Source organism: Chitinophaga sp. MM2321 (assembly GCF_964033635.1).
Classification (GTDB): domain Bacteria; phylum Bacteroidota; class Bacteroidia; order Chitinophagales; family Chitinophagaceae; genus Chitinophaga.
In genome coordinates this window covers 2192163-2208552 of record NZ_OZ035533.1, presented here as the reverse complement: position 1 = coordinate 2208552, position 16390 = coordinate 2192163, and the positions used below count along the sequence as shown (strand labels likewise).

Sequence of the window (16390 nt, the reverse complement as noted above, 5' to 3'; positions counted from 1 at the left end):
AATAAGTGCCCCGGGGGGTGAATACGGCAATCAAGGGGTGGTATCACGACATGCTGCCTTCCTGTTAAATCATCGTTACCGGGCTGACAACGATTTGATGAATTACAAAAAGTTCCTTAACTTATAAAATAATAGCAATGATTTCATCACTCTAAACAACTCCACAAACTATGAGACTTAAACAACTCACCGCCATTATCCTCGTGATGGGCCTCTCTGTAATGATGGCCTGTAAAGGAAAACCTAAAGATGCAGACATCCTCGCTACCGTAAATGCATCGCTGAGTACGATTCCTGGCGTTACTGCGGATGTAAAAGATGGTGTAGTTACCCTTTCCGGTACCGTAACGGATGACGCAGCAAAATCATCCGCTGAAGATGCTGCTAAAGCTGTAAAAGGAGTAGCCAGTGTAACCAATGATATTACAGTTGCACCACCACCGCCACCCCCAGCCCCGGAAGTAACCGCAGACGATGCGCTTAAAACTGCTGTGGATGCTGTTGTTAAAGACTATCCGGGTATTGTTGCCAATGTCCAGGACGGTATCATCACCATCACTGGCCAGGAAACTGCTGCCAAATGGAAAAAACTCAAAATGGCTTTGGACGCATTAAAGCCTAAAAAAGTAGACGCTTCAGGGCTGAAAGTAAAATAATTCCTTACGCTTAAAACCATAATCATGGCATTACAGGATAAATACAAAGAGCTGATAGATGCAGCTCAGTCATCCGGTACAACGAACCTGAAAGTTAGTGAGCTGGACGGTGTACTCCATATAGATGGTGTGGCACCTACCGGCGCAGTAAAGGATAAGCTCTGGGATATCTACGGAAAAATTGATCCGAATTTCCTTACCGGCGATGTGGTGATGAACATCAATGTAGCCACCGCAGTAGAAGGCGCCAAGCTGGAAGTCATTACCGACTCTACCAATCTCAACATCCGTAAAGGACCTGGTACCGACCAACCCGTTGTAGGTAAAGCAGCACATGGTGAGACCGTAACATTGATCAATAAAACAAATGACCAGTGGTGGCTCATCCGTACCAATGGCGGCGCGGAAGGATACTCCTACTCACAGTATCTGAAACCTGTGGAATAAACAGTCATAGCATATAACATAGAACAGCCTTCAAGCCACCTGGTTTGAAGGCTGTTTTATTTAATCCCGGGCCTGCACGCACTATCGCATCTTTAGAAATTCCCTTTTCTACAAATCAAATTCCGTATCCGACAAAATCAAGCCAAATGTTTGGATGAAATTTGCAGCTGTAAATTAACCTATACATCTTACCAAATTATTCATTCGATGAAAATAAGACTTACTACTACGGCTACACGCACCACCAGTGCCAGCTCATTTGCTGCCAAACCACAGCTGTTACGCCAGCTTGCCGGCCATATCTCCTTTAAATGCTAACCTGTTTAGAAAACTAATTTACTGATTTGATTAACACTTTTACGTTAGGAGATCCCTGACAGGGCCGCTCTCTGCGACATTCTATAATATATAAGCCATGAAATTTATTGTAGCACAGATATTCATCCTCATCCTTTCCTTTCAAAGCCTCGCTCAAAGCGGGGCAAACTATATACATGGGAGCGTTGTAGATTCCGTTTCCGGTGATCCTGTTCCAGGTGTTACACTGCAATGGAGAAACGAAAAAGATAGCGTTATAGGGATCGGTACCACATCAGACAAGGGAGCGTTCCATATAAAATGTACCACCTTACCTGGCCGGGAAAATACATTATCCATCAGCTTCATTGGCTACAGGACAAAGCAGCTGGTGTTTGAGGTAAAGAAACAAGCAACAACAGATATCGGTTCTGTTAGTATTGCACCGGCCTTTACAGACCTGCAGGGCATTACCGTCACCGCGCAAAAAGAGTCCTACCAGGTAATGCCGGATAAAAAGGTATTCAACGTTGCCAGCAACCTGAATGCAAAAGGAGGTACCGTGTCAGAGGTGTTCCGGCAGATACCCGGCGTAACAATCAATTCCGGAAAGATAACCTTGCGTAACAGCACTCCCACCCTGCTGCTGGACGGCAAGCGGACGAATCTCACCCTTGAACAAATACCGGCAGACCAGGTGGCCTCCATTGAGATCATTACGAACCCTTCTGCTAAATATGATGCAGATGGCAGCGGCGGTATTATTAATATTATTTCCAAAAAAAATAGCAAAGCTGGTATGTACGGTTCCGTGAATGCCAACTGGACAACCATACCGGAGCATAACCTTTATGGGGACTTCAATATTTCAAAAGGAGACTTCCGGTTCAATGTCAATTTCCTGGAACATGGTCACCAGGGCAAACACCGTGAAACGCTTTACAGGAACAATCTTTCAGATGGTACGGCTTTACAGCAGCAAGCTGAAAGTGTCACCAAAGGCCCATTCAGGAAAGGGAAGTTTACCCTCGATTACGAACCCAATAAACAACATACCTTTTCGCTGACCGGCACGTATGGCGGCGGTGATTTCAGGACCTATAACAACCAGCAGAGCTATTACCTCAACAAAGCAGCGTTGGCAGATTCAGGTGCGATCCGTCATACCGGCAATACAGAAAATTTCCGTTTCGGGCAGGCTGCTCTCAGCTATGCATATCAATTCCGTAAACAGGGAGAAAAGTTAACCGCTGATTTCAGTGTAGAAAAATATAAGGGACCGGTAGATGGGAGCTATCATATGCAGTACCAGGATCCGCAAGGCGCCTCCCTGGGCAATCCCGTGTTACAACAATCCAGTGGCGGGTTTAAGGGGCATACCGTTATACTGCAATCAGATTATACCAATACGTTCAAAGAGAATAAAGCTAAACTGGAAACCGGTGTAAAGATCACCTGGCACAAAGATCGTAATCAAAGCCTCCTGCAGGATTATGACCATCACACCAGCGACTACCTGGTGAATAAGCAAGGTACCTATGATTTCAACTATAAAGATCCAACATACAGCGCCTATGGTAATTTCAGCGATAGCTATGGCAAGTTCAGTTATATAGCCGGATTACGTTTTGAACAGTATGATTATACCGGTATGATGCCAGACAGCGGCATCAGGATAGCGTACCATAATCCCGGCCTCTTTCCAAGCTTCTTTCTTACCCGGCAATTGGGAGCCGAACAGGAATTGCATCTCAATTATTCCAGGCGGGTCACCAGGCCGGCCTTTGATGAAATCACGCCAAGAATTGATTACTCCAATCCACAAAATCTGTTCAAAGGCAATACTGCATTGCAATCAGCATTTACTAATCTGCTGGAATTCTCTTATAATAAATCGTTTGGTAAATCCACACTCATTGCCACCGCTTACCTGCGCAATATTCAGCATCCCATCACAACCTACACCTATCCCATTGCACCTGATACCCTGCTGACCACCTATATCAATGCCGATCACAGCAACACCTATGGCGCAGAACTGATCTTTAAAAATCCCATTACCACGTGGTGGAACCTGACAACCAACCTGAACTTTTTTGATACCCGGATCACGGATACCCATATAGGATCTGTACTCGACAACAGTGGATTTAGCTGGTTTGCGAAGCTCAGTTCAGATGCAAAGCTGCCACAGGATATGACGCTGCAATTATCAGCATCGTATGAAGCCCCACAGATAATACCACAAGGTAAAACCAGTAGCACCAGCAGTATAGACCTGGCGCTGAAAAAAGATTTTCTGAAAGAAAAGAACCTGGCCCTCACATTGAGTTGTACAGACATTTTCAATACCGACCGCTACAGAAGAATAACAGCACTACCGGGCACCTTTCAACAGGACTTTCTACAGAAATACACTACGCGGGTATTCAAGATCAATGTTAATTACCGGTTTGGGCGTGCCAATGGTAAAGAAATTCAACATAAAAAGATAGAAACAAATTACAGTAAACAATAAATAATCGTCTATACAATCTATAAACCGTTTATAACGAAAATCCAACAGGGCAATAAACATTTATTATATTGAACGCACGGGAATCTTCCTTATAAATTGAAAGGGTATTTTTAGCCCCTGTCAACAGGTGGCAGCTATTTTATGACATATCCAACGGCAACAGTTACTACAACAGCACAAAATAAAAAGCTTTACGGGCTGGATCATTTGAGAGCACTGGCTATTATCATGGTCTTGTTTTATCATTACCGGATGTTTCCGCACCCGCATTGGCTGGACAATATAATGGGCTTCGGATGGACGGGCGTAGACCTTTTCTTTGTATTGAGTGGCTACCTGATCTCCTCCCAGTTGTTTGTAAACATAGCCGCCGGAAAAGAAATATCCCTGCCGGAATTTTTTATTAAACGTTTTTTCAGGATCATTCCGGCTTACCTCCTGCTATTGGCTATCTATTTTTTAATACCTGCTTTCCGGGAAAGAGAAGCATTGCCGCCACTATGGAAATTTTTAACGTTTACACAAAATTTCAACTTCGATATTAAAAACTTCGGTACTTTTTCGCATGTCTGGTCATTATGTGTAGAAGAACATTTTTATTTGCTCTTCCCGCTTGTACTGATCCTGCTGTTACATTTCAAAACCATGAAAAAAGGAGGACTGATATTGTTGGCAGTGTTGCTCTTTGGCTTTGTTGTAAGGCTATACAGCTGGCATTTCTTAATTGCGCCCGAAGCAGGACAAAACAACTTTGGTATTACCTGGTACCGGTATATGTACTACCCCACCTACAACCGGCTCGATGGATTACTGGCGGGTGTTGCCATTGCTGCGCTATTTGCCTTCAGGCCCGCTGTAAAAGAACGGCTGACAAAACATGGGAATATCATTTTGTTAGCTGGCCTTATCGTTTTAACCGGCGCCTGGTTTTTGTGTAAGGCACAACAAAGTTTCCACGCTTCCATATCCGGGTATCCGTTGGTAGCAGCCGGTTATGGCTTGCTGGTCATGGCTGCTGTAAGTCCGTCCTGCGTGTTGTACCGGTACAATAGCCGCGTCACGGCACTCATTGCCAGGTTATCTTTTGTATTATATCTATCGCATAAAGGAGTGATACACCTGGTACATCCCCTGCTGGAGAAAGCCGGTATTGCGCCCAAAGGCAACCTGATGTTCCTGCTCTGTCTTACAGCCGGCATCCTGGGTGCCCTTTTATTAAATAAAACGGTAGAAGCGCCTTTCCTGCGGCTCAGACAACGTATACTGGAACGTAGAAGAAAGAAGTTGTCCGTGAAAAATGAAATGGTTGGTGACTTTCAGCAAAGGTAGACCAAAAGCTGCGATCGGGGTAAAACCAATGTGCAATCATTTATCTCATTTCTTATCAGATACCATTTACAGCATTGACTCCCTGATCTAGCTCTATCGAAAGCTATAACATAATTTAATACTGAAATTCGAACTATTAATCAGGTATAACCTATTTTACATTCCCAACTTCCAGGATGGTTATTCACTATTTGGTACAAGCTTAATAAAATTTACCAGCTGCGCTGCTGCATTAAAATCATAATATTGCTGTTTTAGTAACCCGATCTGTAACTTTAAAGGCAAATAAATAGCCCACTTGGAAAAGTCGATCAAACTAGGATTCTGCTTCAGTAAGGATTCAATATGTTCATCAATATTATTCAATGATAAAAGTAGATTGAGCCACTTCTTTTGTAATTCTTCCACAGAAATTGACATTTCAAATGAGCTAACATATACATCCAAATTATTTATAATACCATTTACGGTAAATAGTAATCCAAGCGATTGATTAGTTTTTGTACCTGTAAATGAATAAAATTTAACTTTTTTATCGGTCACCAGCAAAGGTCTTTCTCCCTCAACATTCCTAATCTTACAGCTCATAAATTCTTGTCGAATCTCTAATATCTGTTGCTGACACGCCTCATCCAAGTAGGAAAATTGTTTAGTGGAGTAAATTATTTCCAGCATCTTTTCTCTTATCTTGGTATGCACGGTGAGATGTCCACTAAAGAATACGGGTTTTCGCCCATCTGCGGCTCTCACAACTTCAATTTTCTTTGCTTTAAAATCTACAAATTTTATCTTCCAAATTTTTGCCGCGAGTAAGATATTCTCGTCCTCCTTTATTTGTGGAGAGAATGGAATTTCACCTATTCTATTACCTGCATGTAGGACTTTAAAATTAGGCTCCGAAATAAAAACGCTATAAAAATCTTTATTATTAACTATCTTTTCTCCTTCTACTCCAATAATCAATTCAAGTCCTGTCTTTTCTATAAAATCTATGGATAGTAGGTGGCTTATCACTTCTTCCTTCTCGATGGTATCAATCTGAGAAAAAGCAAAGTTTGTTGATAGTTCTCTCAATAACCGTTCATGCGTAATACCATTTCCCCCTTTGAGGATGGATAATATTTGATGTACCAAAATATCATAAGGTTTCTCAGTTATCTCCGGTGGTTCTATGAATTCTTCCTGATAGAGTTCCCAACAAGCGATAGATTGCAAAAGGCTCCATTGATTAGTGGCATACAGAAACAGATTGCTTGGCATACCATTTTTTCGCCCACTTCTACCTACTCTTTGAATAAGAGAAGCGATACTATTCGCCGCATCAATCTGCACTACTTCATCCACACCACCGATATCAATTCCAAGCTCCAATGTGGAAGTGCATGCAATACAAAAACTCCGTCTTTCATTATTTTTCGCAAAATACTCAACATGCTCTCTTACTTCTTTATCAACAGATGAGTGATGTGAGAAATAATTGGAATGCCCTCCCACTTTATCCGAAATCTTCCTGAGTTTAACCGCTATTTCCTCCGCACGCCCTCTATTATTGGGAAATATAAGAACTTTGTCATCCTTCGTTTCTACGTATAAATCTTTCAGTAAAGCCAACGGTAACTCCTCTCCTTCGGCTTCAAAGTATTTGAACTTTGCGTTTATTTCCTTTTTCGTTCTGTCCAACAGGACTATTGTATTTGCTTCATTACCTGTAAATCGTTTTGCTTCCCGATAGTCACCAATAGTAGCAGATAAACCAATTATACTGAATGGAACAGGTATGGTTGATTGTATCCTTGCCAGTAAGGATTTGAGTTGTATCCCTCTCTCCGTACCAATAAAAGAATGTATCTCATCAATAACAACATATCTCAAATTGGAGAAAAGATGTAAGATATTAAATGGTTTATTTACAAACATCGCCTCAATGGATTCAGGCGTTATCAATACAATGCCATTGGGTTGCTTTACCACAGCCTCTTTTGCTGCTTTACTAGCTTCCCCGTGCCACTTTGTAACGGAGATATCGAGGTGTTTACACAGTTCCTCTACCCGGTAAAATTGATCATTAATTAGTGCTATTAGGGGTGAAATATATAGAACCTGCACCCCATGCTCTCTAAAATTTAATTTAGAAAGAATAGGGAGAAATGCAGCCTCTGTTTTACCAGAGGCTGTTCTTGATGCTAGAATAAAATTCTGGTCAGTAGAAATAATTTTCTTGATGGCCGCTGCCTGAATTGGTCGGAGTTCTTCCCAGCGTTTATCTCTAATATACCTGCGGATTGGCTCAGAGAGCAAGTTGATAGGCATTACAACTCATCTATTTCATCCAAGGAAAGTATATCAGGCCTTTCGTCTACCACTTCCATTTCACCAAATAACTTACTTTTCTCCAAGGAAGGATTTTGCCGAAGGATGTTTAATATATTCAAGAAGTCCCTAATTACCTCCCTGGGTGTTAAGAATTCATGCGCACCTGGTTTATTAAACATTTCCTCCATGAAGGTTTGTATATCAACATCAGTAATATCAATACTAGAAGAATAATTGAAATCAAAAACAGCTTTCAGCTTCTTCAATAAAACAAATATTTCATTATGATCCAGTGGTAATATTCTTATTACCGGCTGCGCAAAATCTCTAATCTCTGCTGTTTCAAATTTATTCGTCTCCAGTCTTGTTTTTAAGGCATCGTAGCTAAATAAGCCTCGTCGCTCATTTTCTAACGTTTCTTTTGTACCGGCGAAATTGAAGAAAAGGTGTGATACTTTACCTTGAAAGCAATCATTATAGATAGCCAGTATCTTTTCGTAATTCTTCTCACGCATTACGGAAGTCGATATTTTGTATAAGTTAATTACTTCATCAAGATTAATGAGAAAGCCACTATATCCCATGCTGACAAACAATTTGCAGAAGTTTTTCAGCATGTCATAATAATTTATATCATTAATAATTTCCCTAACACCTAAATCGTGCTTTGCCTCTGTTTTCGTTCTGTATTCTCCTTTCAACCATTTTAAAGCATTTTTCCTTAAAGCCTCATCATCCTTAACGTATCCTTCATAGTATTTCATTACAACCATTCCAAAATCAAAACCACCAACCTCAGTAATTTCATTTATGGTTTTCAAAATATTAGCTTGGATAAGCGGAAATTGTTCCTTCTTGCGAATTTCCGTCAGAAGAATATTATTTTCCAATGCTGTTTTCGAAATAATCTGTTCAATCCATTTCTCCATAAGTGTTGACAATGCACCCCCTTCAGGTTTTGTTTGAATAGCGATATTGTCCATTAAAGAGGTATATAATGACACCGCCTTCCCATCATTCGCATACAACCGGTTATCTGGTGTAAAGTCAGCATTGGTTACAACAAATTTTTGCCGAAGTGCCACCGTATTCATCAAGTGAAGCATAAATGATTTCCCCGAACCAAAGTCTCCTATCCAGAATTTGACCATACTATGTCCATTCTTAACATCTTCTAAAGCCATAATAAAGGCATTAGTTTCTTCAGATCTGCCAACAGTGATATGTTGAATTCCTATTTTTGGCACTACGCCTGCAATTAAAGAATTTATAATAGCTGTAGCTTCCTTGGGCTTTACATTTGCAATCATTTTGAGAATATATTTTGATAGTAATTTTCATTAATAACATAAAAATCGTCATCTTCCTCAATCAATAAATCATCAATTAATTCAAAACATACATCATTGACACTCTCTATTAATTGGTTGGAGAACATTCCGATTGACTTAGCATAAGTGTTTATATCAACTTGCGCAACAGACCAACTATTCTTCAAAAATATTTGCAACAAACCTGATTGTGCTGCATTCAGCTCAACTTTATGAACAGGCACTATTTCATCTTCGGCGCTATGCACTGTGTGATTGGACGAAGGAAATTCAATCGGCTCTATGGAATAGCTATCTGCAAGTGATTCATCTATTGCGCTTTCATCTTGCAGTAATTCATTTAACAACTCAACTGTACCTTTATATTTACGATTTACATCTTTGATCGTACCAATATCTAATTGAATTCTTTTCCGTTTGGGTAAATAGAGCCTAGAGGCATTATCAATTGCAACTTTGAGATTCTTTGTTTTAATGAGGTTATTAATGATAGATTCAAATTCTAATGCTTGCTCATCATTATCAAATAAATTCCTTTGAATTGTTTTAGCAATTGGCTTATTATCAAAAGTCTTGGAGTTCAGATCGTGAAATATGTAATGAGTATATAAAATAAGAGAAACGGCACGATCTCTTTTTGAAAGGATCTTTGAAGCTTCAAAGAATATATTTTCGATAGAAGGGTTATTCTTATTTAGTTTGCCCAGGCATGCCACTTCTTCCAGAAACCATACACTGTTTTTACTTCCAAGCATTCCTTCCAATTCACTTAATTTCGATTTCCAGCGAGTAGTATTTTTCGTGTTTAATTCTATTTCGGTTTGCTCGTCAGGTATTTTTGTATGCAGTATTTCTTTAGGAATTATTTCCCTTATCTTAGAAAGTATTCTTTCTTCTAACTGCAAGTTTACTTCCAAAATGCTATAATTATCGATAGAGAGTTTTCTTTTGTGTCCATAAAGCTCTCTGATGGCATTCTCGCAATGTTTAAAAATGAAAATATATAGCTCATTTATTGTAGATTGAATGCAATATTTGTAGTTATTACTGTTCAGCCTATACTTGTATTGTTTCCTGGCTATTACATCAGCAACGATCTGAAATTGTTGTTCTACTGTTTGTTGTTCTGAGTTATATCTTAGTTGTAATCCTTTAAGCACTGCCAGAAATAGCTTAATTATCTCCAATTGGCAAAATTCTAAATCATAAAAGTTATTGCCTTGATACCAAATTCTATTCAGCAATTTTTCTGATGCCTTATCCAGATTGAGTGTTTTCTTATGCTTTGAACCAAGCCCCCAATAATTATAATTATTCTCCTGCTGGTTTCCTTCCATCATTTCCTGATGGACCCTATTCACATTATTATTATCTCCAATTGCGGTCATTTTCTGTAGGAGAAAGGATCGTGTATAGGGTAGCGTTTTAGGATAGTGACTTCCCAAAATATTCAATCCACTCTCCAAACCGTGAAAATCAGTATCTCTATCGAATTGCTTTAGGAGATCAAATAGCAGAATGAAAGCATAATTATTATTCTCTTGTATGTCGATATAGGTTCCCTTCAAAAACTGCTCTTTAAAATTCTGATAGAAGTTAAACTGTTCTTTAGTGGCAGTATTTATATCGTCATAGGAATATATGTACCGATGGCTCCAATATGGAACAATAATAGTTTTATTGATTGGGTCTGGTAGGGGATTGAGATGCTTTATTTGAACAGATTCTCCAGTTATATCAATTATTGAATTATCTGTTTGGCACATTGTATCCCCCATTATACTTGGCTTTTCTTGCTGGCTTTCCTTGATCATAGTGATTGAGGGAAGGGCCGCCAGATTAGATGGATCTATTTGAATCAGTTTATCTTTTGCATTATCGGCTTTTGGGGTTGAATAATTCCTTATGCTTATATGCTCCTTTTGTAGCTCGGGGGGTAAATTTAATGGCAGCGATACGGAAGCTTCAACTGATGAGGTACCATCCATTTTTTCTCCTGTCGTTGGAGGTTGGCTACTTCCGCCAGTCTTATTCTGAGGCAATTTGGAGAATAAGGCCTTTGATATAGGAGGCAAAAACACCAAACCAAAAACTAGAATAAAAAACGCAGTTCCTACTTCTCCACTTAAAAAACCTCCTAAGGCAGTTAAACACAGGAAAATACCAATGATCCAACGTATAAGGATAAAAAAAATTTTCATGACATAACAAATATTGATGTGACTTGCTACTCAATGAGGATTATATAAATTAGTTCACATCCACTAAGATAAGATGTTAAAACAATTAAATGATTTGGAAAGTAGGCGTAATATAAGTTTTTGTCATGAAAAACACATCATAACAATAAATATAAAAACAGCATAATACATAAACAATGGCAAAGTTAATATATAACAATTAAGTAGATCTCCAAATTTCAAAATCCAAAAATATTTCCAACATGGCCCATTTAAAAAAACGCCCTACTCGGATCTTAAACTTTTTACCGGGTTGGCCAGGGCTGTTTTCACTGACTGTAAACTTACCGTCAGCATAGTGATCAGCAAAGCTCCCCCTCCGGTAGCTATAAATATCCACCAGGAGATCTCTACGTGATAATAGTATCCGGATAACCACTGGTACATGATATAATAAGCCAGCGGAAACCCCAGCAATATAGCAATGGAAACCAGCAATAAAAAATCTTTTGATAGCATGACCCACAGGTTGATGGCGGATGCGCCCAGTATTTTCCGGATACCTATTTCTTTTGTTCGCTGTTCAGTCATGAAGGAGGCCATACCAAACAAGCCCAGGCAACTGATAAAAATGGCAAGCAGGGAAAAGATGGTAGCCAGTTTACCGGTTTTTCTCTCTTCATTAAATTTTTTCTGATAATCCTGATCTGTAAATCTATAATCAAATGGCACAGCGGGTGAATAGGCTTTACACACGGCAGCAATTTTATCCAGCGCCACCCTGGTGCTTATGGCAGGATTCAACTTCATCATAATATAGTTCCCTCCTTCTTTCCTGCTGTAGAAAATAGTGGGCTTAGCCTGTTCATACGGTGAATTCATAACCATATCCCGCGATACGCCAATCACGGTATAGGTTTTACCCCAGCGGATAAGCTGTCCTACCGGATCCTTCAGTCCCATATACTTCACGGCGGCCTCGTTTAATATCATAGCAGTACTGTCAGCAGGGAAAGCTGCTGAAAAATCCCTGCCGGAACTGATTTGCATGCCTACTGTTTTTCCAAACCCGGGGCTTACATCTATCAGGGCAAAATCATCGGCCATTCCAGGTTGCTTGCCTTGCCATTCAAAACCGCCGCTGGTAACTTTCACCAGGGTGGTGGTGCTACCTGTTTCTGCCATTTCTGTTATGGCGCCTTCTTTTAGCAGATCGTTACGTATGGCGGCAAAGTGGTTATGCAGATCCGGCGTAACCTGTTCTATTGAAATAAGGCCGTTGCTATTATATCCCAGCGGCCGGTCCTGTGCAAACTGTATCTGCCTGAAAACTACGATGGTACCAATGATCAGTATCACCGATACACTAAACTGTAATACGATCAGCGCCTTGCGTGGGATAGCTGCGTTGCGCCCTACACTGAAGGTACCTTTGAGTATCTTCACCGGCCGAAAGGACGACAGGTAAAATGCCGGATAACTGCCTGCTATAAATCCTGTTACCAAACACAAACCCAGGCATATCAGCCAGAAAATTCCGTTGGTCCAGAGGATAGACATCTCTTTATCCACGATCCTGTTGAAAAATGGAAGAGATAACTGGACCAGCAGTAAGGCGGTTACAAATGCCATCAGCACCATTAACATAGATTCGCCCAGAAACTGTATGATGAGTTGTATACGCATAGAACCTATAGCCTTGCGGATGCCCACCTCCTGGGCCCTTTTTTCTGAACGGGCGGTACTCAGGTTCATAAAATTGATACAAGCCAATAGCAGCACAAAAATGCCGATTAAGGCAAACAGCCAAACATAACGTATAAGTCCGCCCGTACTTACACCGTTATTAAATTCGCCGTACAGGTGTATGCGACTCAACGGCTGTAACTGGATCACAGGATTAAAAGTTCGATCTTCTGCTGCAACATGGTCCATTTTGATATTCCTGATCTTCGCAGCTGTCGTCGCCATGTCAGCATGATCTGCCAGCTGTACATACATCATGAAGGAATTGTTATCCCAGAGATCTTCCGTTTTCTTTACCCAGGGTTCTGCTATGCCATATAGTTCCCAGGGCGCGATGAAGGTAAATTCCCTGAACAGGCTATTGGCGGCGAAGTCTTCATACACACCCGTTACCTTTACCACTGACTGATTATCCATTTTCAGGATCTTGTTTGTTGGATCTATGTCGCCAAACAAGGCACGGGCAGTGCTGGCTGAGAGTAAGATAGTGTGTGGATCAGCAAGGCTGTTGCGCGTACCATACAGCATTTTCAGGGAAAACATTTCCGGCCCATCCGTATTCATATACGAACCTGTCTGTGATATCTTTTTGTCGCCAGCCGCCAGTACATGCGCATTTGGCCAGGAGACGAGAACGATGTGTTTAAAGTCGCTGCCATAAGCTGATTGCATGGCCCCGCGTAAAACAGCGGGTAAAGCGGAAAAGGTAGCGACTTCACCGCTGAAAGTTTTACTTTGCATCACCTGCGCCATGCGGTCATAATGCGGGAGTACCTTACCAAAAGACCATTCATCCCATGTCCATAAACCTATCAGTAATGCTACCGCCATTCCTGCAGACAAGCCTGCAATATTTATTACTGAAAAGACTTTATTCTTCAGTAGGGTTCTTACAGCAATCCGGAGGTAGTTTCTGAACATAGTAACGTTGATGGTAATACGCAGTAAAGCACGATTTGTATGCCATCAAAGCATAAATTTTATTTCCACGTATTTATATATAATATCTATTATAACATGTTCGCTTTTATGTAGATGATTGTCCGTATCCGTACAGCGTAGGTCATCCCTGTTTGAAGCAGCCATATTCCGTTTCCAGGTGCGACAGATCACATTCCAGTGCCTGGCGATCCCAGTTGCCTGTATTGGCGGCTGCTTCATAGGTAGATTGCATAAATGCGAGGAGCGTTTCCTCCGGGTCAGCTGCTTGCTGTACCACGTCATAAGACAACAGGAACTCCCCCATTTCCGGGCTATAGAAGGCCTCTTCAGGCTTCACTGCCTGTTCGCCGAAAGCTGGCGTAGCAGGATAACAATAAGCATAAAAAGAGGCATGCGGATATTGTTCATTACCGGGCCAAAAACCGCAGGAGCTCACCTCTTTGGAATAAGCCTCCTGCATCACAATAGCTGGCATATTGGGAGCTACTCCTTGGTGTTGGGGTGCATCTCTCCCTGAAAACCTCGTCACCGCCAGGTCAAAGGCGCCCCAAAAGAAATGGACAGGGCTACATTTTCCCGTAAAGCGGGCCCTGAAACGGGTAAACACGTTGTGGATTTTTACAAGCGCCTGCCAGAAAGCTGCCATTTTATGCTGATCGTATGACTGATGAAGATGATCATCCGGAAAAGGAATCGTTACTTCCAGCTCATTAGGCACCGGGTAAATAGCTACATCAATATCTAATATTTTCAGTTTTTCAAATAGCACTTTATAGAAATCGGCTACCGTTCTTGGCCGCAGTTCCAGTGTTTCTTTTTTACCCGTACTGGTAATAATCAGTAGCTGATGCTGCATAAAATCAAAGTCTATCTGAAAAATACCATGCTGGTACGGCACGCTTCCAGTACTTAATCCGTAAGGGCACACATATAGCGTAACATGCCAGGAATGATTTAACCAGGGCATCTTCCGGAGGCGGATCTTTCCTACAATCTGCGTCCATAGGTGTACAGTGGCCAGGGTGTCTTTCCAATCATCAAACTTAAGTACAGGCCATTGTCCCTGTTTTAAAACAGTATCATGCATAGCTAACTATTGAATAATGAAGAGATAAAGCTTTCAATAGTAATATAACAAAAATGGCGTAGTTAGGTTTTAGGAAGATATGGGTCCAGTCAGGGCAGCATTTAAAAATGCAGCGAAGACCCGAGTGATTGTTTAAAACGATCAACTCCGACCTTCGCTGCATATCAAATTTCAAAATGAAAAATAATCCCTATTGCAATGATTTATAATCTTCCAGCAAAAGCTGTAATGTTTTTACCTTATCAGGGAATCTTTCTGCCACATTGTGTTTTTCAGAGATGTCCCATGCGAGGTTAAACAGCTCGGTTTCCGGAGTGGCTGCTTTTGCAATCCTTAGCTTCCAGTCGCCCTGGCGAACGGCTTCCAGCTGCCCGCTGGCATTCAGGTAATACAGCACTCTTTCCGGCATCTTTGCCTCTTTACCGCTGATATGCGCCCACATACTGATACCATTGAGATTAGCCGGAAGTGGCGCTGTATAACCGGTAGCAGCGGCCAGTGTAGGCATCATATCATTCATAATGCAGGGTGCAGTGGATAATTGTCCGGCTGGAACATGCCCCGGCCACCATACCAGGAAAGGCTCGCGGTGACCACCTTCATAGGTATTTGCTTTTCCTCCCCGGAAAGGTCCGGTAGATCCATGGTCCCATGGCTTTACGATATCCCGGCCAAACATACGCTCCGGCATATTATTCCATGGACCATTATCACTCGTAAATACTACGATTGTATTTTCATCCAGGTGGAGCTGCTTCAGTTGCTGCATCACCCTGCCCACGCAGTTGTCCAGTTCTTCGATCACATCTCCATATACACCTGCAACGGAATGTCCTTTCCACGCCTCGTTTGCAGCTACAGGTGCATGCGGCATCGGATACGGGAGGTACAGGAAAAATGGTTGCTTGCTACGGTTTGTGCGCGCGATGTAAGCAACCGCGGTATCTGTATAAAGTTGTAGCAGCTTGCTGTAATCCGGCTTTTCTATCACGCGTGTGTTGTCGTAAAATACAGCCAGTGTGGTATCAGTCTTTACAAAAGGGTCCTGGTAGTCATGGCTGTACATCATACCAAAATAATGGTCAAAGCCATGAGAAAGCGGCCTGGTATCCGGCTTGTCACCCAGATGCCATTTACCAATCATCATGGTTTGATAGCCATTGCTCCGGAACATTTTTCCAAGTGTAAAAATGCTGTCAGCCAGGCCATCTTTACTTCCGGGTCCTACTACATGTCCCATGCGGACCTTATCAGGATAACGCCCCGTCAGCAATGCAGCCCTTGCAGGAGTGCATGCAGGTGAAGGCACCATGAAGGACCCGCTTTTAAATCCTTCCGCGGCCATTTTGTCCAGGTAAGGTGTTTTAATCAGCGGATTCCCGTAACAGCTCAGATCTCCATACCCCATATCATCAGCCAGGATAAAGATCACATTGGGTTTAGCCGTTTTTTTTGCTTTCTGCTGTGCATTGATGGTGGTGAATGGCAACAGGCAGATGCAAGACAACCAGCATAGTTTTTTTATCAACATATCAGTCATTGTT

Annotated in this window: 10 protein-coding genes; 4 read left to right on the top strand and 6 right to left on the bottom strand. The window is 41.5% G+C overall.

Annotation, left to right across the window (positions count from 1 at the left end; genetic code table 11):
* The first annotated feature begins 170 nt into the window (after positions 1-170).
* The 4 genes from ABQ275_RS08535 to ABQ275_RS08520 all read left to right on the top strand — a co-directional run bounded on the left by ABQ275_RS08535 (position 171) and on the right by ABQ275_RS08520 (position 5247).
* Positions 171-656, top strand: coding sequence for a BON domain-containing protein (locus ABQ275_RS08535; protein WP_349317865.1), 486 nt, complete (start codon positions 171-173; stop codon positions 654-656).
* A 24-nt stretch (positions 657-680) separates the two neighbouring features.
* Positions 681-1103 (top strand): SH3 domain-containing protein, encoded by a 423-nt coding sequence (locus tag ABQ275_RS08530; RefSeq protein WP_349317864.1) that lies wholly within the window; start codon positions 681-683, stop codon positions 1101-1103.
* A 415-nt stretch (positions 1104-1518) separates the two neighbouring features.
* A complete protein-coding gene (locus ABQ275_RS08525) occupies positions 1519-3918 on the top strand; it encodes a TonB-dependent receptor domain-containing protein (RefSeq protein ID WP_349317863.1) in 2400 nt (799 codons plus the stop codon).
* A 141-nt stretch (positions 3919-4059) separates the two neighbouring features.
* Complete coding sequence (locus ABQ275_RS08520; RefSeq protein ID WP_349317862.1) at positions 4060-5247, top strand: acyltransferase; 1188 nt, start codon at positions 4060-4062, stop codon at positions 5245-5247.
* Between the two features lie 180 nt (positions 5248-5427).
* On the opposite strand, the gene ABQ275_RS08515 is transcribed toward ABQ275_RS08520, so the two are convergent.
* The 6 genes from ABQ275_RS08515 to ABQ275_RS08490 form a co-directional block, all read right to left on the bottom strand.
* Positions 5428-7557 (bottom strand): DEAD/DEAH box helicase, encoded by a 2130-nt coding sequence (locus ABQ275_RS08515; protein WP_349317861.1) that lies wholly within the window; start codon positions 7555-7557, stop codon positions 5428-5430.
* The gene (locus ABQ275_RS08510; RefSeq protein ID WP_349317860.1) at positions 7557-8870 is read right to left on the bottom strand and encodes an ATP-binding protein; all 1314 of its coding nucleotides are present in this window, start codon (positions 8868-8870) and stop codon (positions 7557-7559) included. The genes ABQ275_RS08515 and ABQ275_RS08510 overlap by 1 nt, the downstream gene beginning before the upstream one ends.
* The gene (locus tag ABQ275_RS08505) at positions 8867-11092 is read right to left on the bottom strand and encodes a tellurite resistance TerB C-terminal domain-containing protein (protein WP_349317859.1); all 2226 of its coding nucleotides are present in this window, start codon (positions 11090-11092) and stop codon (positions 8867-8869) included. Before ABQ275_RS08505 ends, ABQ275_RS08510 begins: the two co-directional genes overlap by 4 nt.
* Before the next feature lie 264 nt (positions 11093-11356).
* Positions 11357-13738 carry an ABC transporter permease gene (locus ABQ275_RS08500; RefSeq protein WP_349317858.1) on the bottom strand — a complete coding sequence of 794 codons (2382 nt, stop codon included), beginning with the start codon at positions 13736-13738 and terminating at the stop codon, positions 11357-11359.
* Positions 13739-13880: 142 nt separating this feature from the next.
* Entirely contained in the window at positions 13881-14846 is a 966-nt protein-coding gene (locus ABQ275_RS08495) for a DUF5996 family protein (RefSeq protein ID WP_349317857.1), read from the bottom strand.
* A gap of 190 nt (positions 14847-15036) precedes the next feature.
* Complete coding sequence (locus tag ABQ275_RS08490; protein WP_349317856.1) at positions 15037-16377, bottom strand: sulfatase; 1341 nt, start codon at positions 16375-16377, stop codon at positions 15037-15039.
* Between the last annotated feature and the right edge of the window lie 13 nt (positions 16378-16390).